Origin of the sequence: Anaeromyxobacter sp. K, from assembly GCF_000020805.1 — a bacterium.
Classification (GTDB): Bacteria; Myxococcota; Myxococcia; order Myxococcales; family Anaeromyxobacteraceae; genus Anaeromyxobacter; species Anaeromyxobacter dehalogenans.
On sequence record NC_011145.1, the window covers coordinates 139,379 to 161,140 of the forward strand.

Consider the following 21,762-nt stretch of genomic DNA (forward strand, 5'->3'; position numbering starts at 1 on the left):
CGTGATGGGGCGCCGGGGACGGCGCCCGGCCCTGCGCCGTCACGGCGCTCAGCCCTGCGCAGTGACCTGGCGGAGGATGTCGAGCTCCTCGAGCGCCTTGCCCGCGCCGATGACGACGGCGGAGAGGGGGTCCTCGGCGAGGAAGACGGGGAGGCCGGTCTCCTCGCGGAGGAGGACGTCGAGGTTCTTGAGGAGGGCGCCGCCGCCGGCGAGGACGATGCCGCGGTCGGCGATGTCGCCGGCGAGCTCGGGGGGCGTGCGCTCGAGGGTGACCTTCACCGCCTCGACGACGCCGTTGATGGGCTCGGCGAGCGCCTCGCGGATCTCGGAGGAGGTGACGGTGAGGGTGCGGGGGACGCCGGCCACGAGGTCGCGGCCCTTGATGTCCATCGTCAGCTCCTCCTCGGTGGGATAGGCGGTGCCGATGCCCATCTTGATGAGCTCGGCGGTGCGCTCGCCGATGAGGAGGTTGTACTTGCGCTTGACGTGCTGGATGATCGCCTCGTCCATCTTGTCGCCGGCGACGCGGACCGAGCGCGAGTAGACGATGCCACCGAGGGAGATGACCGCGACGTCGGAGGTGCCGCCGCCGATGTCGACGATCATGTTGCCGGAGGGCTCGGTGATGGGGAGCCCGGCGCCGATGGCGGCGGCCATGGGCTGCTCGATGAGGTAGACCTCGCGGGCGCCGGCGGACTCGGCGGCCTCGCGGACGGCGCGCTTCTCGACCTCGGTGATGCCCGACGGGATCCCGATGATGATCCGGGGCTTCACGAAGCTCTTCCGGTTGTGCGCCGTCTGGATGAAGTGCTTCAGCATCGCCGCGGTGACCTCGAAGTCGGCGATGACGCCGTCCTTCATCGGCCGGATGGCGACGATGTTCCCGGGCGTGCGCCCGAGCATCTCCTTCGCCTCCTTCCCGACGGCGAGCACGCGGCGGCTGCCGCGGCCGTCCGCCTGGACGGCCACGACGCTGGGCTCGTTCGACACGATGCCCATGCCGCGGATGTAGATGAGGGTGTTGGCGGTCCCGAGATCGATCGCGAGATCGCGCGACAGGATGTTGTGGACGAAGTTCAGCACGGTGGTTGCCTACTACAACACGGTCCGCGGCCAAACCCTTTCTGCGAGTTGCGCGCGGATCGCGGATTCGCCCACCCCCGATCGCGGGAAACGCCTCACCGGACGTGAAGGCGCCCGCCCGGTCGGAGGAGATCAGCCCTGGGCGGTGACCTGGCGGAGGATGTCGAGCTCCTCGAGCGCCTTGCCCGCGCCGATGACGACGGCGGAGAGGGGGTCCTCGGCGAGGAAGACGGGGAGGCCGGTCTCCTCGCGGAGGAGGACGTCGAGGTTCTTGAGGAGGGCGCCGCCGCCGGCGAGGACGATGCCGCGGTCGGCGATGTCGCCGGCGAGCTCGGGGGGCGTGCGCTCGAGGGTGACCTTCACCGCCTCGACGACGCCGTTGATGGGCTCGGCGAGCGCCTCGCGGATCTCGGAGGAGGTGACGGTGAGGGTGCGGGGGACACCGGCCACGAGGTCGCGGCCCTTGATGTCCATCGTCAGCTCCTCCTCGGTGGGATAGGCGGTGCCGATGCCCATCTTGATGAGCTCGGCGGTGCGCTCGCCGATGAGGAGGTTGTACTTGCGCTTGACGTGCTGGATGATCGCCTCGTCCATCTTGTCGCCGGCGACGCGGACCGAGCGCGAGTAGACGATGCCGCCGAGGGAGATGACCGCGACGTCGGAGGTGCCGCCGCCGATGTCCACGATCATGTTGCCGGAGGGCTCGGTGATGGGGAGCCCGGCGCCGATGGCGGCGGCCATGGGCTGCTCGATGAGGTAGACCTCGCGGGCGCCGGCGGACTCGGCGGCCTCGCGGACGGCGCGCTTCTCGACCTCGGTGATGCCCGACGGGATCCCGATGATGATCCGGGGCTTCACGAAGCTCTTCCGGTTGTGCGCCGCCTGGATGAAGTACTTCAGCATCGCCGCGGTGACCTCGAAGTCGGCGATGACGCCGTCCTTCATCGGCCGGATGGCGACGATGTTCCCGGGCGTGCGCCCGAGCATCTCCTTCGCCTCCTTGCCGACCGCGAGCACCTTGCGGCCGCTCCGCGACTCCTGCTGGACCGCCACCACGCTGGGCTCGTTCGACACGATGCCCATGCCGCGGATGTAGATGAGGGTGTTGGCGGTCCCGAGGTCGATCGCGAGATCGCGGGACATCATGTTGTGAAGCCAGTCGAGCACGGCGGGTCCGGACTATAGCAGGGGGTTCGGGGGCGACAAGGTCCCGGCCTTCACCGCGGCGCGCTCGCCTGCGGGGCAGGCGATTCCAGCCACCGGCCGATCCAGCCGAGCACCTCGTCGTGGAACACCTTCGCGTTGCGCGGCTTCAGCACCCAGTGCCCCTCGTCCGGGAACACCATCAGCCGCGAGGGCACCCCGCGCCGCTGGAGCGCGGTGAACGCGGCGAAGCCCTGCGTCACGGTGACGCGGAAGTCCTTCTCGCCGTGCGAGATCAGCGTCGGCGTCCGCCACCGCTCCACGAACGCGCTCGGCGACCAGCGCTCGAACGCCTCCGGCGCCTCCCACGGGCGCCCCAGCTCCCATTCGGGGAACCAGAGCTCCTCGGTGTCGTAGTACGCCATGCGCAGGTCGAAGTTGCCCGCGTGCGCCACCAGGCAGCGGAACCGGTCGGTCTGGCCGTTGATCCAGTTCACCATGTACCCGCCGTAGCTCGCGCCGGCGGCGCACATCCGGCCCCCGTCGGCGGCGCCGGTGGCGACGGCCGCGTCGGTGAGCCGCATGATGTCGTCGTACGGGGTGCCGCCCCAGTTCCCCCGGACGGCGTCGGTGTAGGCCTGGCCGAAGCCGGTCGAGCCGCGCGGGTTGGGCAGCACCACCGTCCAGCCCCGGGCGGCGTACAGCATGGGGTTCCAGCGGAAGCTCCAGGCGTCGTTCCAGGCGCCCTGCGGGCCGCCGTGGACGAGCACCACCGCGGGGTGCCGCTCGCCGTCGCGGTGGCCCGGCGGCAGCACCATCCACCCGTGCAGCGCCTGCCCGTCCTTGCCGGTGGCGGCGAGGGGGCGGACCTCGCCGAGCGCGACCCCGGCGAGCCCCTTCGCGCCGAAGCCGGTGAGCAGGCGCGGCTGCGCCCCGCGCGCGCCCGGCTCGAGCACCGCCACCTCCGGCGGCGCCGCCAGCCCGTCCACCAGCGCGGCGAGCCGCGCGCCGTCGCGCGACCAGCTCACGCGGGCGAGGTTCCGGCCGCGGTACAGCTCGGTCACCTTGCCGGCGAGGTCCACCTCGTAGACCGCGTGGACGCCCTCGCTCTCGGCGGTGAAGCGGAGCGCCTTGCCGCCGCGGGCCCACTCGAGATCGGCCGCGGAGCGATCGAAGCCGGCGGTGAGGTCGCGCGCGCCCGACCCGTCCGCCGCCGCCACCATCACGTGGAAGCGGTCGGCCTCGTAGCCCGCGCGCGGCTGCGCCAGCCACGCCAGCCGCTTGCCGTCCGGCGACGGGCGGGGCGAGCCGTCCCAGCCCGGCGCGGTGGTGACGCGGCGGGGCGTCCCGCCGGCGAGCGGGACCGCGTACACGTCCCCGTTCGTCGAGGTGGCCTCCACCGGATCCGAGACCGCCACGTAGTAGAGCGTCTTCCCGTCCGGCGAGAAGGCCAGGTCGTCGCCCGAGCCGCGCTGCACCGGCGGAGCGTCGCGGTCGCCCGGGGTGAGGTCCACCGCCGGGCCGCCGTCGAGCGGCACCCGGAGCAGGTGCGTGCGCACGCGCTCGCGCCACTCGTTCCAGTGCCGGAACAGGAGCCGGTCGGCGAGGTGCGGGCGGACCTCGGCGGCCGCGTCCGCCTTCCGGTTGCAGGCGGCGTCGGCGCCGCAGGCCGGGTCCACGTCGCTCGCGACGAGCAGCGCGGCGCCGTCCGGCGTGAAGCGGAGCTCGGAGACGCCGCCGGGGAGGTCGGTCACCCGCCGCGCCTCGCCGCCCTGGAGGTCGAGCACCCAGGCCTGCGTGCCGCCCTTGCGGTTGGAGAGGAACGCGAGCCGGCGCCCGTCCGGCGAGAACGCCGGGGCGGTCACCCGCTCCTCCGCGAAGGTGAGCCGGCGCGCGGCGCCGCCGGCGGCGGGCACGAGGTGCAGCGCCGACACCAGCTTCTCGCCGCCCGGCGACGAGGTGGCGACCGTGTACGCGACGCTGGCGCCGTCCGGCGAGAGGCTCGCGTCGCCCGCGCGCTCGAGCGCGAGCAGGTCGTCGACGGTGAAGGGGCGGGGGACCGATGCGAGGGCGAGCGCGACGAGCGCGGCGGTGAGCATGGGGCGGACTTTCTACCACGTCGGGCCCGCGCGCGATCCCGCGCCCGCCGGGACTTTCCGGGTCCGGCGACGCCGGGATACTCTCGCGCGAGCGCATGCCCGGCCCCCTGGCGATCCCCGACCTCCGCGCCCCGTGCCCGGGCTGCGGACACCTCGCCGAGCCGGGCGGCGCGGGGCCGGCCAACTTCTGCCCGCGCTGCGGCCTCGACCTCCGGGCCACCGCGCGCCGCGCGCCGCCGCCGGACCCGCTGGTCGGCCGCGTGATCGCGGATCGCTACCGGCTCGTCTCCCTGCTCGGCGAGGGCGGGATGGGCGCGGTGTACCGGGCCGAGCACGTGCAGATGGGCAAGGCGCTCGCCGTGAAGGTGCTGCGCGGCGACTTCGCCCGCGACCCGTCCGCCGGCGAGCGCTTCCGCGCCGAGGCGCGCATCGTCTCGCGGCTCTCGCACCCGCACACCATCGCGGTGTTCGACTTCGGCGAGCTGCCGGAGCGCGGCTTCTACCTCGCCATGGAGTACGTGCCGGGGCAGGACCTGGCGCGGGCGCTGCGCGACGGCGGCGCCTTCTCCGAGGCCCGCGCCGTCGGCATCGCCCAGCAGGTGCTCGGCTCGCTCGCCGAGGCGCACGAGGCGGGGGTGGTCCACCGGGACATGAAGCCCGCCAACGTGATGCTGATGCAGGCGCGGCCCGGCGAGGACTTCGCGAAGGTGCTCGACTTCGGCATCGCCAAGCTGCGCGACGAGGCCGGCGGCGGCGCCACCACCGGCGCGGGCGCGGTGGTGGGCACGCCGAGCTGCCTCGCGCCGGAGCAGGCCCGCGGCGGCCCGGTGGACGCGCGCGCCGACCTCTACGCCATGGGCTGCCTGCTCTACGAGCTCGTCTCCGGGCGGCCGCCGTTCACCGCGGCGAGCCCGGTGGCGGTGATCACCGCGCACCTCCACGACCCGCCGCCCCCGCTCCAGCAGGTGGCGCCGGGCGTCTCGCGCCGGCTCGCCGAGGTGGTCCACCGCGCGCTCCGCAAGGATCCCGCCGAGCGGTTCCCGAGCGCGGACGCGATGCGCGCGGCGCTCTCCGGCCCGGGCCGTCCCGCGCGGCCGGCCCGCCGCCCTGCGCCGGCCCCGGCCGCGGGCGAGCTGGAGCTGGCGAGCCGGGAGGACTTCCGCGACGGCCTCGAGCAGGGCGCGCTGGAGCGGCAGGTGGGCGTGCTGCGGCCGCCGCGGCTCGTCACCCCGGCCCGCGCCGCGCTGGCCATCGCCGCCGCGCTCGCCGCCGGCGCGGCCTGGCGCTGGGACGACCTGTACGCGGCGCTCGCGGCCGCCGCGCCCGCGATCGCGGCGCAGGTGCCGGCGGCGCTCCGCCCGGACGCGGCCGCCTGGGTGGAGCGCGAGCCGAACGACGGCGCGGGGGAGGCGACGCCGCTCCCGCTGCTCCCCCGGGCGGACGGCGTGCCCGCCGGGGAGGTCCGCGGCGCCATCGGCGCGCCGCGCCGGCCGGACGAGGGCGACCTCGACGTCTACCGGCTGGTGGTGCCGGACGGCGCGGGCCGCCGCGTGCTGCGGGCGCGCTGGCACGCCGCCGGTGCGGCGCCGGACCAGGGCATCGCGGGGCTCGCGGTGACGCTCTCGCTCAACCGGGCGCCGGCCGGCGCCGAGCGCGCGCCGCTGGTGGCCGCGGCGGGCGAGGGCGGCCCGGGCGCGGCCGAGGCGCTCTCGGCCGAGGTGGACCCGGGCACGTACTGGCTCTCGGTGCGCGAGCGGCACGCGGCGGGCGCCGCGCCGGCGGCGCGGCCGGAGGCGCCGTACGCGCTCGAGGTGGAGCTCGCCCCGCTCGCGCCGGGCGGCGCCGCGGGCGAGGGCGACGAGCCCCGGAAATGAGAAGGGCCGGCAGGAGCCGGCCCTTCGGAGCTTCGGGATGGCGCCGGGCGGCTACTCCGCCTCGGCCTCCACGGTGACCTTGACCTTGCCGGCCACCTCGGAGTGCAGCTTCACCGGCACCTCGAACTCGCCCACGGTCTTGATGGGCTCGTCGAGGACGATGGAGCGGCGGTCGAGCTGCACGCCGCGCGCGGCGAGCGCCTCGGCCACGTCCAGCGCGGTGACCGACCCGTAGAGCTTGTCCTGCTCGCCCACCTTGCGCTTCAGCGTGACCGGGGTCTCGCTGAGCCGCTTGGCGACCGCCTGGGCCGAGGCCTTCAGCTTCGCGGCCTTGGCGGCGGCGACCGCCTTCTGGTGCTCGAGCTCCTTCACGTTCTTCGGGTTCGCGGTGACCGCGAGCCCGCGCGGCAGGAGGAAGTTCCGCCCGTAGCCGGGCTTCACGTCCACCAGATCGCCGCCCTTTCCGAGATTCTCGACGTCTTCACGGAGGATGAGCTTCATGGCGGCGCTCCTTTACATCTGCCCCACGGTGTAGGGCAGGATCGCGAGCATGCGGCCGCGCTTGATGGCGGTGGCCACCTCGCGCTGGTGCTTCGCGCAGTTCCCGCTGATGCGGCGGGGGATGATCTTGCCGCGCTCGGTGAGGAAGTACTTCATCTGGCCCTGGTCCTTGTAGTCGACCTTCAGCGCCTTGTCGGCGCAGAAGCGGCAGACCTTGCGCCGGCCGAAGCCGCGCCGCCCGCCGCCCTCGTCGCCGCCGCGGTCGTCGCGGTCCCCGCGGTCGCCGCGATCACCGCCGCGGCCGCCGCCGAACCCGCCACCGCCGAAGCCGCCACCGCCGCCGCCGCCGCCGCCGAAGCCGCCGCTGCGAGGACCGCCGAAACCACCCGTCTTCGGACCACCCATGTCAGGACGCGCCATGGCTACTCCTCCTGCCCTTCCGGCGCCTCGGCCTCGAACGGCTCCTCGCCGCCCTCGGGGCGCTCCTCGCGAGGCTTCTGCTCGTCCTCGACGGCCTGGACCTTCACGTCGGCCTCGACCTGGCGGGCGTCGAAGTCCACGCCGTCGGCCAGCTTCACCGACTGGAACTTCGTGACCACGTCGATCATCTTGAGGTTGCGCTCGAGCTCGGTCACGAGCCCGGGCTTGCCGACGTACAGGCAGTGCATGTACAGGGCCTTCGCGTTCTTCGCGACCGGGAAGGCGGTCTTGCGCTTGCCCTGGTTGGTGAACCGGATCACCTTCCCGCCCTGGCGGCTCACCACCCCGCGCAGGCGCTCCTTGATCTCGTCCACCTGCTCGTCCGGCGTCTCGGCCTTGAGCAGGTAGATGGTCTCGTACTCGCGCACGAGCTGCTTCGTCTCTGCCATGTCGCTCCCCTCGGGTTCGGTAGCGGCGGTTCGCCCGCCGCGAGGAGTCGTTCCCGCCAATCCCGGCCCGCCGGCCCCATGCCGGCGCGTCCGGTGCTGCCGTGCTTCACTCCGCCGCGCGGGAGCGGCGGTTCACCTGGTTCATCGCCCTGGCGGCGCCCAGCTCGACCGCGAGCCGCGTCGCCTCGACCGCCTGCTCGACGCACAGGTCGAGCTCGGCATCCTCGCCCTTCGCGAACTTCCCCAGCACGTAGTCGGCCGGGTCCATCCGCGGCGGCGGGCGGCCCACGCCCACGCGCACGCGCGCGTACTCGGGGCTGCCCACGTGGGCGTTCACGCTCTTCACGCCGTTGTGCCCGCCGTGGCCGCCGCCGACCTTGAGCTGGACGCGATACGGATCCAGCTCCAGGTCGTCGTGCACCACCACGAGGTCGTCGAGCCCCAGCTTCCAGAACCGCAGGGCCGCGCCGACCGCCTCGCCGGAGTGGTTCATGTAGGTCTGGGGCTTCATGATCCAGACCCGCTCCGGCCCGAGGCGGGCCTCGGCGAGCTCCGCCGCGAACTTCTTCGCGGAGAAGCTCGCCCCCGCGAGCTGCGCCAGCCGATCCGCCACCACGAAGCCGACGTTGTGGCGGGTGCGGGCGTATTCCTCGCCGGGGTTGCCGAGGCCGACCACGAGCTTCAAGCGACGCCCTTACTTCTTGGCCTTGTCGCCGCCCTTGGCCTCGCCGCCCTTGGCAGGGGCAGCGCCCGCGGCCGGGGCCGCGCCGCCGGCCGGAGCCGCAGCGCCCGCGGCCGGAGCCGCGCCCTCGGCGGGAGCCGCGCCCGGGACCGCCGCAGCGACCGGCGCCGCGACCTCCTCCTTCTCGGGCACCGCGACGAACACGACCACGTAGTCCGTCTGGAACTTGAACTTGCAGCCCTCGGGCGGCTTCAGCTCCGAGACGTGGAGCGACCGGCCGATCTTCAGCTCGGTGACGTCCACCTCGATCCGCACCGGGATCTTGTTCGGCAGCGCCTCGACCACCACCTCGTGGGTGGCGACCGAGAGGATGCCGCCCTCGGCGACGCCGGCGGCGCGGCCCACGGTGGCGACCGGCACCTCGACGCGCACCGGCTGGTCGAGGCTCACCTCGAGGAAGTCCGCGTGCAGCAGCTTCCGGGTGACCGGATCGACCGTGTAGTCCTTGAACAGCACGTGCTTCGAGGCGCCGTCCACCTGGAGCTCGAGCAGCGTGTTGAACTTGTGGGGCGTCTCGATGGCCTTCAGCAGCGTGGCCGGGTCGAGCGCGACGTGGGTGGGCTCCCGCTTGCCGCCGTAGACGACCGCGGGGATGAGGCCCTGCTGGCGAAGCCGGCGGGCGGGACCTTTGCCCTGCTCGGTGCGCTTCTGGGCGCTGAGGACGTTCTCTGCCATCTCTTCCTCCCAATGGGCTCGCGCCTCGCTCCGGAGCGCGCGGGGGGCCGTCGCGGAAAAGCGCATGGGCCCTGGGTGGTTGTCGGAGGCCACTCGCTCGTCGAGGGGCCGTCGGGAACGCGGGGAATTAGCCGAAAACCCCCGCGAGGTCAAGGGTTCTGGATCGCGCCCGGCGCGATCCCCGCGGCGCCGGTCGCGATCGGCCGCAGGGAGGGGCCCCGACGAGCTCCGCTCGGCGGGGCGAGCGCGCAGCCCTCGTTCAGACGAACAGCGACGACAGCGAATCGGCCGAGTGGATCCGCCGGATGGCCTCGGCGAGCAGGCCGGCGACCGAGAGCGTGCGGATCTTCGGGCAGGCCGCGGCGGGCGGGGCGAGCTGGATCGAGTCGGTCACCACCACCTCCTCGATCGGGCTCTTCATGATCCGGTCCACCGCCGGGCCGGACAGCACCGCGTGCGTCGCGTACGCGAACACCCGCGTCGCGCCCTTGTCCACGAGCGCGTTCGCCGCCTGGGTGAGCGTGCCGGCGGTGTCGATCATGTCGTCGAGCAGCACCGCCACCTTGCCGTTCACGTCGCCGATCACGTTCATGATCTCGGCGACGTTCGGCTTGGTGCGCCGCTTGTCCACGATGCCGAGGCCGGCGCCGAGCCGCTTCGAGTAGGCGCGCGCCCGCTCGACGCCGCCCGCGTCCGGCGAGACGATGACGAGGTCGTGCGCGCTGCCGTCGAAGCGCTTGCGCATGTGCTCGAGCAGCACCGGCGCGGCGTAGAGGTGGTCGAAGGGCACGTTGAAGAAGCCCTGGATCTGCCCGGCGTGCATGTCCATCGAGACCACGCGCGTCGCCCCGGCGGCCTCGATGAGGTCGGCGATCAGCTTCGCGGTGATGGGCACGCGCGGCGCGACCTTCCGGTCCTGGCGCGCGTAGCCGTAGTAGGGCAGCACCGCGTTGATCGAGCCGGCCGACGCGCGCTTCAGCGCGTCGATCATGATGAGCAGCTCCATCAGGTTGGTGTTCGCGTCCGGCGAGGTGGACTGGATGATGAACGTGTCGAGGCCGCGGACGTTCTCGCCGATCTCGACCTGGATCTCGCCGTCGGAGAAGCGTCCCACGGTGGCGCGCGCCAGCGGGCGCCCGAGCTCCTTCGCGATCGCCTCGGCCAGCGGCCGGTTCGCGTTGCCGCAGAAGACCCGGTAGTCCGGATAGTGACCGTTGCTCGCCATGGCGCCGTGCTCCCTTCAATCCCGCGAAGATGGAAGGCGACGCGCACGCCCGGAGGCTCTCGCCGGACGTCGGGTCGTCGAAAGGGCGCCCTTATACCGGATGGGTCCCACGCCGTCGACCGGGCGCTGCGTGAACCGCAACCGCGGTCAGTCCTCGTGGGGATCCGTGCCCGTGGCGCGGGCCGGCGCCGCCCCGCCCTTCTTCAGCTCGCGGTCGTACTCGGCGAGGATGGTGCGCTCCATCTTCTCGCGCGTGTCCGAGTTGAGCGGGTGGGCGATGTCCTTGAACGTGCCGTCCTTGCGGCGCTTGGCCGGCATCGCGATGAACAGGCCGGTGTTGCCGTGGATCACCTTCAGGTCGCGGATCACGAAGCAATGATCCAGCGTGATCGTCACGTAGGCCTTGAGCTTCTCCTCGTTGACCGGGAAGACGCGGACCTCGGTGATCTCCATGGCGATACCCTCGGATGCCGTCGCACCGTCCGCGCAAGGAGGACCTGCACGCCAGCCGCGCCCCCCTTCGCCCTGCCCTGGATCGCTAACGCCGCCCCGCGCGCCGCGCCTCGGCCCGGGAAGATTCCGAAGACGGTCGGCCCGCTGCCGGACATTATAGCGGCCGTCGCCCCCGCCCCCACAAGCAGCCCAAGCAGCGCCTGGAGCGCGGGCTTTCGCGCGACGCAGGGCGCCTGGAGATCGTTCCCCAGCAGGGTCGGACGCCACCGCCCCGGACGGCCCAGACGCCGGGGGGCCTGCGACCCGCTGGCGCGCGCCTCGTCCAGCCAGCGGTAGGCGTCGCCGGCCCGGATCGCGAGCGAAGGATCGGCCGGATACACGAGCACGAGGTCGAGCGGCGGCACCTCGGCGCGGGAGAGCCGCTCGCCGCGCCCCGCCGCCCACGCCGGCCCGGGGCCGAGGAAGAACGGAACGTCCGAGCCGATCTCGAGCGCGAGCGCGGCGAGCGCCGCGCCGTCGCGCACCCGCAGCGCGCGGGCGAGGCAGCGGAGCACCGCCGCCGCGTCGGAGGAGCCCCCGCCCAGCCCGGCGGTCACCGGCGTGCGCTTCTCGATCCGGATCGACACCGCGCGATCGACGCCGAAGCGCCGGCGGAACGCCTCGGCGGCGCGCGCCGCCAGGTTCTCCGGGCCGTCCAGCTCCGGCCGGCCCGGCACCGTGCAGCGGACCGGCCCGGGGCGCGCGGAGACGCGGACGTCCACGCGATCGCCGAGGTCGAGCGGGACCATCAGCGTGCGGAGGTCGTGGTACCCGTCCGCGCGGACAGGGCCCACGCGCAGCACGAGGTTCACCTTGGCCGGGGCGAGCGTGACGAGGCGCACGGAGAGGCCTCTACCACGGTCGCGCGCGCCGGTGCGCCGGGCCTGCGCGCGGATGCACGTGTCACGGAGGTGCGCGCGCTTACTCCTTGTCCCCGAGGGCTCGGACCGCCATGCGCGGCCGGCGCGCCTCTTCTCGGAGGAACACCGAAATGAACCCGACGTTCGTCCGCGCGGCCGCCTGTGCCGCGCTGCTCGCCGCGGCCGGTTGCCGCAGCGCCTTCGCTCCCGAGCCCGTGCTCAAGCTCTCCTCGGCGCCCGCCGCCGAGCACCCCGCCACCGTCGTCCAGGCCGCCGAGCTCCGCTCCGGTCCGGACGGGCTCGCCAAGGTGCTCGGGACCGTCGCGGCCGGCACGACGGTGACCGCGTCCGACAAGCCCATCCGCGGCTTCCTGCGCGTGCGCACCGCCGACGGCAAGTCCGGCTACGTGCCGCAGGCGGCGGTCTCCGCCACCGCCGCGGCCAGCGCGCCGGCGTCGGCGCCGACCGGCGCGGCCGCGCCGTAGCGACGGGAGCGACCCGAGCGCCACGGGCGCGGGGGCGGCCTCGCCTCCGCGCCCGCGACGTTCCGGGCCCCGCGCGCTCCGCGGCGGGAGGGGCCGGGCCGCGCTAGGATGCCTGCGCCCCGCGGCCTCCGCCGCGGCGCGACGCCCGGAGGCGCCCCGCCATGTCCCGCACCGCGATCCTGCCGCTCGCCGCCCTCGCCGCCGTCCTCGCGCTCGCCCCTGCCTGCAAGGGCGACGACGCGAAGGAGCAGGTGGTGAAGATCACCGTGACGAAGAACGGCTACGAGCCCTGGCGCATCGAGGCCAAGGCGGGCCGGCCGCTCACGCTCGTCATGACCCGCGTCACCGACCAGACCTGCGCCACCGAGATCGTGATCCCGGACCTCGGGATGAACGTCCCGCTGCCGCTCAACGAGACGGTGATGGTGCGGGTCGTGCCGCAGAAGACGGGCGAGCTCCGCTTCTCCTGCGGCATGAAGATGTTCCAGGGCGTCATCGACGTGAGGTGAGCGGCGCGCGTCCCCCGCCGGCTCCCCGCGCCCGGGGCGCGCGCAAATTTGGCAGGAGGCTTCCGGGCCGAGCCGCATTATGCTCCCGGCCCGTGCGAGACCTGAGCTACGACCACGTCCCCTACCGGATGAGCGAGATCGAGCACCGGTACGGCGAGAACGTCCACATCGTCGCGAACCCCTTCCTGCTGGGCGCGCTCGCCACGCTGTGCTCGAAGGAGACCCGCCAGCCGGCCATCAACCGGCTGGTCCGGCTGCTGTACGAGGACCTCATCCGCACCGTGATGAACCACGAGTTCCCGCGGCGCCGGGTGGCGGTCCCCACCCGCATGATCGACAGCTCGCCGCAGGCGATCTTCGAGGGCGAGGTGGTCGATCGGCAGGTGCGCGCGGTGACGGTGAACATCGCCCGCGCCGGCGCGGTCCCGTCGCAGCTCGTCTACGACCTGCTCAACGAGACGCTCGAGCCGTCGCTGGTCCGCCAGGACCACATCATCATGAGCCGGATGCTGGGCGAGAACGAGGAGGTCGTCGGCGCCGGCATCGGCGGGATGAAGATCGGCGGGGACGTGGACGACGCGTTCCTGCTCTTCCCGGACCCGATGGGCGCGACCGGCTCCTCGCTCGCGACCGCCATCGAGACCTACAAGAAGAAGGTGCCGGGGAAGGCGCGGCGGATCGTGAACATCCACCTCATCGTCACCCCCGAGTACCTGCGCAACATGACGAAGGCCCACCCCGACGTGCGGATCTACGCGATCCGGCTCGACCGCGGCCTCTCCCCGCCCGACGTCCTCGCCACCGTCCCCGGCACGCGCTGGGACGAGGAGCGCGGGCTCGACGACCACCAGTACATCGTCCCCGGGGGCGGCGGCTTCGGGGAGATCATGAACAACGCCTATGTCTAGCAGCCGCGCCGGCCTCGACGTGCTCATCTCCGAGGCGGACCTCCGGGCCCGCGTCGCGCAGATGGGCGCCGACATCACCCGCGACTACGCGGGGAAGAACCTCGTCGTCATCGGGGTGCTGAAGGGCAGCTTCATCTTCCTCGCCGACCTGGTGCGCGCGGTCGACCTGCCGCTGTCGGTGGACTTCATCGGCATCAGCTCGTACCAGGGCACCCGCACCACCGGCGTGGTCCAGATCACGAGCGACCTCACCCGGCCCATCGACGGCAAGGACGTGCTGCTCGTCGAGGACATCATCGACACCGGCCTCACCATGCGGTACCTGCTCGAGAACCTCTCGACCCGCAAGCCGGCCAGCGTGCGCATCGCCGCGCTGCTCGAGAAGCCCGCGCGCGCGCAGGTGAAGATCCCCATCGACTACCGCGGCTTCGTCATCGGCGACGAGTTCGTGGTCGGCTACGGGCTCGACTGGGACGGCAAGATGCGGAACCTGCCGTTCATCGGGGTGCCGCGGACCTGAGCCGCGGGCGCGGCGCCGTCGCGCCGACGCGCAGCCCCTCTCTCCCTGCGACCGGAGGACATTCGACATGGCGGACGAGACCACGCGCGCGCGCGCCGGATCCGGCGCGAAGGCGCTGCTCGCCTGGGTGGCCATCCTGGGCCTCGCCGGCGTGGTGGCGTGGCTCGCCTCCGAGCGGAACGCGCGCACCTGGTACCTGGTGCCGGACGAGGGGCGCCTGGTGGTGATGAAGGGGCTCATGCTGCCCATGGGGCGGCAGGCCTTCTCGACCGACGACCCGGCGCTCGCCGCGGCCTACGCGCCGCTCGTGCCGCCGCCGGGCAAGCCGCTCCCGGCCGAGCGCGCCTTCGAGGAGCGCAGCCTGCTCGACCAGGGGCTGTTCGACCTGCTCGCCGGCTGGGCGCGCGAGGAGGTCGCCACCGGCGATCCCGCCCGGCTCGAGCGCGGCCTCGGCTACCTCGGGCGCGCCGAGCGGCTGGCCGGGATCTCGTCCGCGCAGCGCGACGAGCTCGGCGCCATCCGCGCCGAGTCCGGCTACCACGAGGCGCGGCGGCTGCTGGAGCGCGCCGCCGCCGAGCTGCGCGACGCCGCCGAGAAGCTGCGGGTGACCGCCGGCTCCCGATCGTCCCGGGCCATGGACGCGCAGCTGCTCCTGAAGCAGCTCGAGCCGGCGGTGGACGCCACGCTCGGCGCGATCCGCACCGCCGCCCGGTCCGAGCCGGCCGCCGCGGAGAAGGGCGCCGGGCCCCCGCCCGCCGCGGGCGAGCCGGCCCCCGCCGCCGCCCCGGAACCGGGCCAGGCGCCGGCCGCGCAGCCGTCCGCCGCGCCCGCCGCACCGGCCGGGCAGCCGCCCCCGCCCGGCGACGGGCGGTAGGGCGGCCGCGCACCTCCGGCGCCGCGTCGGCGGGCAGGGCCCGGGCGCCGCGCGCGGACCGGCCCTCCGCCGGTGTACCATCCGGCGCCATGGCCTCCTTTCACGCCCGGAACGGCACCGGCGAGCTCCTCGCGCGCTACGCGTTCGTCGAGCCCCTCCTCGAGGGGCGACGGATCCTGGAGATCGGCGCGGCGGCCGCCACCGAGGGCGCGACCGCCGCGTTCCTGGCCGAGCGCGGCGCGGCGGAGGTCCTGTCGATCGAGGAGGACGGGGCCGCGCTCGCCGCCGCGGTGCGCGGCCCGCACGAGCCGTACGTGCAGTTCCGCGCCGCGCGCCCCGAGGACCTGCCCGCCGGCGCGTTCGACGTGGTGCTGCTCGCCGACGGCGCGGCGCTCGCCGCCGAACCGGCGCGCGCGGCGGCCCTGGCGCGCCTGCTCGCGCCGGGCGGCCGGCTCGTCACCGCGGTGGACGCGGGCGGGCCGGGCCTGGCCGAGCTCGCCGGCGAGCCGCGCCGGGCGGCGCCGCCGGCGTACGAGGCGTTCGTGGGCGCGCTGCTGGGCCGCTTCCCGCAGGTGGAGGTGGCGGCGCAGTCGGCCACGCTGGGCTGGGTGTTCGGCATGGGCGGCGGAGGCGACGCCGAGCCGGAGCTGGCGATGGACGGCTCGCTCGCCGGGACCGCCGAGACCGCCGCGTACGTGGCGGTGTGCGGCGACGCGCCGTGCGGCCTGTCGGGCTTCACGCTGGTGGCGCTGCCGGCGGGGCCGCTGCTCGAGGAGGGCGCGGCCGGCGCGGCGTCGGCCGCGGCCCGGGGGCTCGCCGCGGACGCGCTGCGCGAGCGGGCCGAGGCGCTCGCGGCGCGCGACCTCGCGCTGGGCGAGCGGGACGCGGCCGCCGAGGCGCGGGAGCAGTTCCGCGCCGAGCGGGACGCGGCCGCGGCGGACGCGCTCGACGCCGCGCGCGCCCGCGACCGCGTGCTCGCCGACGCCGCCGCCGATCGCGACCGCGCCGCGTGCGCCGAGCAGGCGGCCGCGGCCGCCGCCGAGGCCCGGGACGAGGCGCTCGCCGCGCGCGACGGGCTGGCGCGCGAGCTGGAGGCGCTCCGGGCCGGCGTGGACGACCTGCGCCGCTCGCGCCAGGCGGTGGAGGCCGAGGTGGATCGCCTCCGCGCCGGGGCCGAGCTCTCGGCCGCGCGGGCGCGGGAGCTGGAGGCGACGCTCGACGCCGAGCGCGGCGGCGCGGCGGACGCGCGGGCCGAGCTGGAGCGGGCGGAGGTGGTGATCGCGGAGCGCACCCACGAGCTCGCCGAGGCGCGGGCCGCGCTCGCGACGCAGGCCGCGGCGGTGGCGCAGGCGGACGAGGCCCGCGCGCGCGCCGACGCCGCGCTGGCCGAGCGGCGCGAGGCGGCCGCCGAGGCGGTGGCCGCGCTGCAGGCGGCGCGCTCGGAGGCGCAGGCGGCCAAGGCCGCGCTGGAGGCGGCGCTGGAGCGCGCCTCGGTGGGCGAGGCCCGGCTGCCGGAGCTGGAGGAGGCGGTCGAGGCGCGCGCGCACGAGGCGGCGGAGGCGCAGGCGGCGCTGCGCGAGGCGCGCGACCGGATCGCGGCGCTGGAGGCCGAGGCGGAGCGCGGGCGCGAGACGCTGGCCGAGGCCCGCGCGGCGGAGGAGGTGGCGCGCCTCGACGCCGGCTCGGCCCGGGCCGAGGCCGACCGGGCGCTGGTGGACGCCGAGGCGGCGCGCGAGGAGGCGGCCCGGCGGGCCGCCGAGCTCCGCACGCTGGATGCCGCCCGCGCCCAGGTCGCCGCGGAGGCGGAGACGCTGCGCGCCGAGGCCGACGCGGCCCGCGCGCGCGCCGAGCGGCTCGCCGGCGAGGCGGAGGCCGCGCGGGCCCGGGCGGCCGAGCTCGAGGGCGCCGACGCCGCCCGCGACGCCGAGCAGCGCGAGGCGGCCGAGGCGCGGGCCGAGGCGCTCGCCGCGCGCGCCGGCGAGGTGGAGAAGCTCACCGCCGAGCTGGCCGGGGCGTCGGCCGCGGCCGGGGAGGCCGCCGCGCTGCGCGAGGCGCTCGAGGCCCGCGTGGCCGAGCTGGAGGCACGCCTGGAGAGCGAGGCGGAGCGCGCCCGCCTGGTGGAGGCGCGCGCGGCCGAGGCGCTGGCGCGCCTCGAGAGCCTGGAGGAGGCCGGCGCGGCGCGCGAGGCCGAGCAGGCCGCGGCGGTCCGGGCGGTCACCGCGCGCGCCGAGGCGGCGGAGGCGGCCGCGCGCGAGGCGGAGGCCCGCGCCGCCGCGGCCGAGGCGCGGCCGGCGGCGCCGGCGCCGGACGCGGGGCTGGAGGCCGAGCTCGCCGCGGCGCGCAGCGCCGCCGACGTGGCCGGCGCGCAGGCGGCGGAGCTCGAGGCCGAGCTGCAGGCGGTGCGGTGGGAGAAGGACGAGATCGAGCAGCGGCTGCAGTCGCTCACCGCCTCGGGCGCGCTGGGCGGCGCCGGCGAGGTGAGCCGGCTGCGGGACGAGCTCGCCGCGCGCGCGGGCGACGGCGCGCTGCTGCGCAAGGAGATCCAGCGCCTCGAGGCGCAGGTGGCCGAGCTGACGGCACGCCCGCTCGCCGCGCCCGCGCCCGCCGAGGAGGCCGAGGCGGTCCGCCGGGCCGCCGCCCACGCCGCAGAGCTGGAGGAGCGCCTGGCGGAGGCGCTCCGCCGCGCCGCGGACGCGGAGGCCGCCGCCGAGGCGGCCCGGGCCGCGCCGGCGCCCATCCCGGCGGTCGCGGCGGGCGAGGCGCTGAAGCGCGTCGCGCAGGAGAAGGACGCGATCGCCGCGCAGGTCGCCGAGCGCGACCAGAAGATCGCGCGGCTGCAGCGCGAGGTGGCCGACAAGACCGAGCGGCTGGGCCGGCTCGCCAAGGAGATGGGCGAGCTGAAGGCGCGCGGCTTCGGCAAGATCTTCCGCTAGGGGTATCGCACCGTGACCGAGCCACGCCGCTACGAGCGCATCGACGTCGAGCTTCCCTGCCGGCTGTACGTGCCGGGCGAGCGCGGCCTCAAGTTCGAGGCCCACTGCACCTCGCGCAACCTCGGCCTGGGCGGCGTGTTCCTCTCCTCGTCCTTCCTGCTTCGCGAGGGGCTGGAGCTGTTCGTGGAGCTGGGGCTGCCGGGCGGGCCGCTCGCGATCCGCGCCCGGGTGGCGCACACCGTCCCGGGCGATCACCCGGAGCTGGAGGGCGGCTTCGGCGTCGAGTTCCTCGACGTGGACGCGGCCGGGCGCGAGACCCTGCTCCGCTACTTCACCCCGCTCCGCTACCACGAGTTCTACCGCGCCTTCGCCGGCGAGTTCCCGCACCTGCGCGACCGCGTGCCGGTGGCCGACGTGGCCCTGCTCCTGAACCTGTGGGAGGAGTGGAAGGCCGTCGGCGAGGGCGGCCCCGCCTTCACCGCGTCGGGCGCGCCGCCGGCGCCGGCGCGGGCCGGCGCGGGCCCGGCGCGGCGCGGAAGGCGATCATGACGGCGCGTGCCGCCCCGCCCCGCCGGCCGAGCCGTCGGGGCCCGTGACCTCGCGCGGATGGTTGCAACGAGGGCTGCGCCCTCGCCCCGCCGGCGGAGCCGTCGGGGCCCCACTCCTGCTGCGCGGGGCCCGTGACCTCGCGCGCCCGCCTGCGCGGGCGCGCGCGAGGTCCCCGCGGGCGCGCCTGGGGGCGCGCGGTCAGCCGCCGGCGCAATTTGCGCGCGGCGCGCCCGCGTTCTACCGTCCCGCCAGATGACGCCCGTCCGCCTCGCGTTCCTCTGGCACATGCACCAGCCCCCGTACCGAGAGCCGGAGACGGGCGCGTACCTCATGCCGTGGGTCCGGCTGCACGCCACCCGCGCCTACCACGACATGGCCTGGATGCTGGAGCGCCATCCGGGCGTGCGCTGCACCGTGAACTTCACCCCGGTGCTGCTCGAGCAGCTCGAGGACTACGCGCAGGGGACCGCGCAGGACCGCCTGCTCGAGCTGAGCGCGCGCCCGCCCGCCGACCTCGGCGCCGAGGACCGCCAGCAGATCCTGCGCTCGTTCTTCATGGTCGGGTGGGAGACGAACGTGAAGCCGTTGCCGCGCTACTGGGAGCTGCTCCAGAAGCGCGGGCGGGAGCTGCGCGGGGTGGACCTGGCCCGGCTGGCGCAGTCGTTCGGCGACCAGGAGCTGCAGGACCTCCAGGCGCTGTTCAACCTCGCCTGGATGGGCTTCGCGGCGCAGGCCGACGAGCCGGCGGTGCGGGCGCTGCGGGAGAAGGGGCGGGGCTACACCCGCGCCGACGTGGACGCGCTGCTCGAGGTGCAGCGGCGCATCGCGGCGGGCGTCGTGCCGCGCTGGCGCGCGCTGCAGGACCGCGGGCAGGTGGAGCTCTCCACGACCCCGTACTACCACCCCATCCTCCCGCTGCTCTGCGACACCGACGCCGCGCACCGCGCGCTGCCCGGCATCCCGCTGCCCCCGCGCTTCGCCCACCCCGAGGACGCGCGCTGGCACGTGCGCGAGGCGATCGCCTCGCACGCGCGCCGCTTCGGGCGGCCGCCCGCCGGCATGTGGCCGGCCGAGGGCTCGGTCTCGCCGGAGGCGCTCGAGATCCTGGCCTCCGAGGGCGTGGGCTGGGCCGCCAGCGACGAGGGCGTGCTGCTGCAGTCCCTGCCGGCCGCGGCGCCGCGCCTGCGCTCGGTGTACCGGCCCTGGCGCGTCGCGGCCGGGGCCGGGCGCGAGGTCCGGATGCTGTTCCGCGACCGCGCGCTCTCCGACGTCATCGGCTTCACCTACGCGAAGGTCCCGGCGCGCGACGCGGTGGCGGACTTCACCGCGCACGTGCGGGCGGTGGCCGACGCGTGGGCGCGCGACGGGCAGCCCGGCGCGCCGACGCTGGGCGTGTTCCTCGACGGCGAGAACGCCTGGGAGCACTACCCGAGCTCGGGCCACGAGTTCCTCGACCGGCTCTACGACGCGCTGGAGCGCTCCGACCGCGTGCAGACGGTGACGCTGTCCGAGGCGACCGCCGCCGCCGAGGGCCCGCCCATCGCGCGCGTCCACACCGGCTCGTGGATCGAGGCCTCCTTCCGGATCTGGATCGGCCACCGCGAGGACCGCGAGGCGTGGGCGGCGCTGGGCCGGGTCCGCGACGCGCTCGCGCAGGCGGAGGAGCGCGGGGAGGTCCCGGCCGAGCGGCTCGCCCTCGCGCGCCAGCACCTGTACGCCGCCGAGGCGTCGGACTGGTACTGGTGGTACGGCGAGGACTTCACCACCGAGCAGGCGGCGGAGTTCGACGCGCTGTTCCGCGCGCACGTGAACCGGGCGGCGCTGCTCTGCGGCGTGGACCCGCCGCCGGAGACGCAGGCGCCCATCAAGCGCGCCGGCGCGCCGGCCCCGGGCGCGCTCGAGGCGAAGCCGCTCCGCGAGCCGGTGATGCTGCTCACCCCGACGCTGGACGGCCGCGAGACGACCTACTTCGAGTGGCAGGGCGCCGGGCTGTACCGGCCCGGCCAGCACCGCGGCTCGATGTACGGCGGCGCGCAGGCGTTCCACGTGCTCCGCTTCGGCTTCGACCTCGCCGCGCTCTACCTGCGGCTCGATCCGGCCGAGTCCGCGGCGCGCGCCGCCGAGGTCGCGACGCACGTGCGCGTGTCGGTGCGCTCCCGGGACGGGCAGCGCTGGGTGGACTTCCCGCTCGAGCCGGACGGCGCGCCCCGCCCCGGCGCGTGGCGCGGCAAGGCGCTCGGCCGGCTCGCGTTCGCGCAGGTCGCGGAGCTGGAGCTGCCGTTCGCCGCGCTGGGCCTCGCGCCGGGCGACCGGGTCGACCTCGCCGTCCACGCGCTCCGGGGCGAGGTCGAGGTGGAGCGGCTCCCGCGCTACGGCTACCTCACGCTCACCGTGCCCGACCAGGACTTCGAGCGCATCCACTGGCGGGTGTAGCGCGCGGCGCGCCCGGCGCGCGGGGGCCCGGTGTAGACTCGCGGTCGCATGGGCGACGACCCCACCCGCGTCCGGACCCCGGAGGAGCGCGCCGCCGCCGCGGCCGGCCACTGCCTCGTGTTCGTGGCCGGGGACGGCGCGCTCGGCCTGCGCGTGCCGCTCGACGGCGAGGTGGTGCTCGGGCGCGATCCGTCCTGCGCGGTGGCGCTGCCCGCGTCCGACGTCTCGCGCCGGCACGCCCGGGTGGTGCCGGACGGCGACGGCCACCTGGTGCTCGACCTCGGCTCCACCAACGGCACCTGGGTGAACGGCCGCGAGGTGGCGGTGCACCGGCTCGCCCCGGGCGACCGGGTGCAGGTGGGCGCGTTCGTGGCGCGCTACCTGCGGGCCGGCGATGCCGAGGAGTCGGAGCTCGCCGCGCTGGCCGACCTGGCGCTGCGCGATCCGCTCACCGGCCTACCCAACCGCCGCGCCTTCGAGGAGTCGCTCCGCCGCGAGGTGGCGCGGGCGCGGCGCGGCGGCGACCGCCTGGCGGTGGCGGTGCTCGACGTGGACCGCTTCAAGGACGTGAACGACCGGCACGGCCACGCGGCGGGCGACGTCGCGCTCGCCGAGGTGGCGCGCCGGGCCGCGGCGGCGCTGCGGGCCGGGGACCTCCTGGCGCGCATCGGCGGCGAGGAGCTCGCCGCCATCCTGCCCGGCGCGGACGTGGCGGCCGCCGCCGAGGTGGCCGAGCGCGTCCGCTGCGCGGTGGGCAAGGAGCCGGTGCAGGCGGGCGGGCAGGCGATCCGCGTGACCGTCTCGCTCGGCTGCGCCGAGCTCGCGCCCGAGGACGCCGAGGGCGCCGACCTGTTCGCGCGGGCGGACGCCCAGCTCTACCGCGCCAAGCACGCCGGCCGCGACCGCGTGGAGTTCTGATGGGCCGGCGGCGCGCCCGGGTGCGCCGCCCCGCGATTCCCCGCCCTCACCCGAACGCGCCCGGCGCCGC

21 protein-coding genes are annotated in these 21,762 nt (G+C 75.7%); 10 read left to right on the forward strand and 11 right to left on the reverse strand.

The features are described from left to right. Positions 1-48: 48 nt before the first annotated feature. From ANAEK_RS00595 to ANAEK_RS00605, 3 genes are all read right to left on the reverse strand, one after another. Entirely contained in the window at positions 49-1,083 is a 1,035-nt protein-coding gene (locus tag ANAEK_RS00595; RefSeq protein ID WP_012524198.1) for a rod shape-determining protein, read from the reverse strand. Between the two features lie 132 nt (positions 1,084-1,215). Next, positions 1,216-2,250 (reverse strand): rod shape-determining protein, encoded by a 1,035-nt coding sequence (locus ANAEK_RS00600; RefSeq protein ID WP_012524199.1) that lies wholly within the window; start codon positions 2,248-2,250, stop codon positions 1,216-1,218. 50 nt (positions 2,251-2,300) lie between these two features. Further along, positions 2,301-4,325, reverse strand: a complete 2,025-nt coding sequence (locus ANAEK_RS00605; protein WP_012524200.1) for a S9 family peptidase — start codon at positions 4,323-4,325, stop codon at positions 2,301-2,303. A 95-nt stretch (positions 4,326-4,420) separates the two neighbouring features. On the opposite strand from ANAEK_RS00605, the gene ANAEK_RS22580 reads away from it, so the two are divergent. Next, the gene (locus tag ANAEK_RS22580) at positions 4,421-6,199 is read left to right on the forward strand and encodes a serine/threonine-protein kinase (RefSeq protein WP_012524201.1); all 1,779 of its coding nucleotides are present in this window, start codon (positions 4,421-4,423) and stop codon (positions 6,197-6,199) included. 51 nt (positions 6,200-6,250) lie between these two features. Here ANAEK_RS22580 and rplI read toward each other — a convergent pair whose 3' ends face one another. The 8 genes from rplI to ispE form a co-directional block, all read right to left on the reverse strand. Then, entirely contained in the window at positions 6,251-6,700 is a 450-nt protein-coding gene (gene rplI / locus ANAEK_RS00615) for a 50S ribosomal protein L9 (RefSeq protein ID WP_012524202.1), read from the reverse strand. A 12-nt stretch (positions 6,701-6,712) separates the two neighbouring features. Further along, positions 6,713-7,120: a 30S ribosomal protein S18 gene (rpsR, locus tag ANAEK_RS00620; RefSeq protein WP_012524203.1), complete on the reverse strand. Its 408-nt coding sequence runs from the start codon at positions 7,118-7,120 to the stop codon at positions 6,713-6,715. Between the two features lie 2 nt (positions 7,121-7,122). Further along, on the reverse strand, positions 7,123-7,569 hold the full coding sequence (gene rpsF, locus ANAEK_RS00625) for a 30S ribosomal protein S6 (RefSeq protein ID WP_012524204.1): 447 nt from the start codon (positions 7,567-7,569) through the stop codon (positions 7,123-7,125). Positions 7,570-7,675: 106 nt separating this feature from the next. Beyond that, a complete protein-coding gene (gene pth, locus ANAEK_RS00630) occupies positions 7,676-8,254 on the reverse strand; it encodes an aminoacyl-tRNA hydrolase (RefSeq protein ID WP_012524205.1) in 579 nt (192 codons plus the stop codon). A 9-nt stretch (positions 8,255-8,263) separates the two neighbouring features. Further along, positions 8,264-8,986, reverse strand: a complete 723-nt coding sequence (locus tag ANAEK_RS00635; protein ID WP_012524206.1) for a 50S ribosomal protein L25/general stress protein Ctc — start codon at positions 8,984-8,986, stop codon at positions 8,264-8,266. A 259-nt stretch (positions 8,987-9,245) separates the two neighbouring features. Beyond that, positions 9,246-10,211, reverse strand: a complete 966-nt coding sequence (locus ANAEK_RS00640) for a ribose-phosphate pyrophosphokinase (RefSeq protein ID WP_012524207.1) — start codon at positions 10,209-10,211, stop codon at positions 9,246-9,248. 147 nt (positions 10,212-10,358) lie between these two features. After that, on the reverse strand, positions 10,359-10,664 hold the full coding sequence (spoVG, locus tag ANAEK_RS00645) for a septation regulator SpoVG (RefSeq protein WP_012524208.1): 306 nt from the start codon (positions 10,662-10,664) through the stop codon (positions 10,359-10,361). After that, positions 10,604-11,545 (reverse strand): 4-(cytidine 5'-diphospho)-2-C-methyl-D-erythritol kinase, encoded by a 942-nt coding sequence (gene ispE / locus ANAEK_RS00650; protein WP_012524209.1) that lies wholly within the window; start codon positions 11,543-11,545, stop codon positions 10,604-10,606. Before ispE ends, spoVG begins: the two co-directional genes overlap by 61 nt. Positions 11,546-11,694: 149 nt before the next feature. On the opposite strand from ispE, the gene ANAEK_RS00655 reads away from it, so the two are divergent. From ANAEK_RS00655 to ANAEK_RS00695, 9 genes are all read left to right on the forward strand, one after another. Beyond that, the gene (locus ANAEK_RS00655; protein ID WP_012524210.1) at positions 11,695-12,048 is read left to right on the forward strand and encodes an SH3 domain-containing protein; all 354 of its coding nucleotides are present in this window, start codon (positions 11,695-11,697) and stop codon (positions 12,046-12,048) included. A gap of 161 nt (positions 12,049-12,209) precedes the next feature. After that, positions 12,210-12,557, forward strand: coding sequence for a cupredoxin domain-containing protein (locus ANAEK_RS00660; protein WP_012524211.1), 348 nt, complete (start codon positions 12,210-12,212; stop codon positions 12,555-12,557). A gap of 92 nt (positions 12,558-12,649) precedes the next feature. Then, a complete protein-coding gene (locus ANAEK_RS00665; protein ID WP_012524212.1) occupies positions 12,650-13,465 on the forward strand; it encodes a uracil phosphoribosyltransferase in 816 nt (271 codons plus the stop codon). After that, positions 13,458-13,985: a hypoxanthine phosphoribosyltransferase gene (gene hpt, locus ANAEK_RS00670; protein ID WP_012524213.1), complete on the forward strand. Its 528-nt coding sequence runs from the start codon at positions 13,458-13,460 to the stop codon at positions 13,983-13,985. The genes ANAEK_RS00665 and hpt overlap by 8 nt, the downstream gene beginning before the upstream one ends. A 67-nt stretch (positions 13,986-14,052) precedes the next feature. Continuing rightward, positions 14,053-14,859 (forward strand): hypothetical protein, encoded by an 807-nt coding sequence (locus ANAEK_RS00675; protein WP_012524214.1) that lies wholly within the window; start codon positions 14,053-14,055, stop codon positions 14,857-14,859. An 89-nt stretch (positions 14,860-14,948) separates the two neighbouring features. After that, positions 14,949-17,792 (forward strand): methyltransferase domain-containing protein, encoded by a 2,844-nt coding sequence (locus tag ANAEK_RS00680; RefSeq protein WP_012524215.1) that lies wholly within the window; start codon positions 14,949-14,951, stop codon positions 17,790-17,792. 12 nt (positions 17,793-17,804) lie between these two features. Continuing rightward, on the forward strand, positions 17,805-18,341 hold the full coding sequence (locus tag ANAEK_RS00685; RefSeq protein ID WP_012524216.1) for a PilZ domain-containing protein: 537 nt from the start codon (positions 17,805-17,807) through the stop codon (positions 18,339-18,341). A 252-nt stretch (positions 18,342-18,593) separates the two neighbouring features. Further along, complete coding sequence (locus ANAEK_RS00690) at positions 18,594-20,774, forward strand: glycoside hydrolase family 57 protein (protein ID WP_012524217.1); 2,181 nt, start codon at positions 18,594-18,596, stop codon at positions 20,772-20,774. Between the two features lie 48 nt (positions 20,775-20,822). Continuing rightward, positions 20,823-21,692 carry a GGDEF domain-containing protein gene (locus ANAEK_RS00695; RefSeq protein WP_012524218.1) on the forward strand — a complete coding sequence of 290 codons (870 nt, stop codon included), beginning with the start codon at positions 20,823-20,825 and terminating at the stop codon, positions 21,690-21,692. The last annotated feature ends 70 nt before the right edge of the window (positions 21,693-21,762 follow it).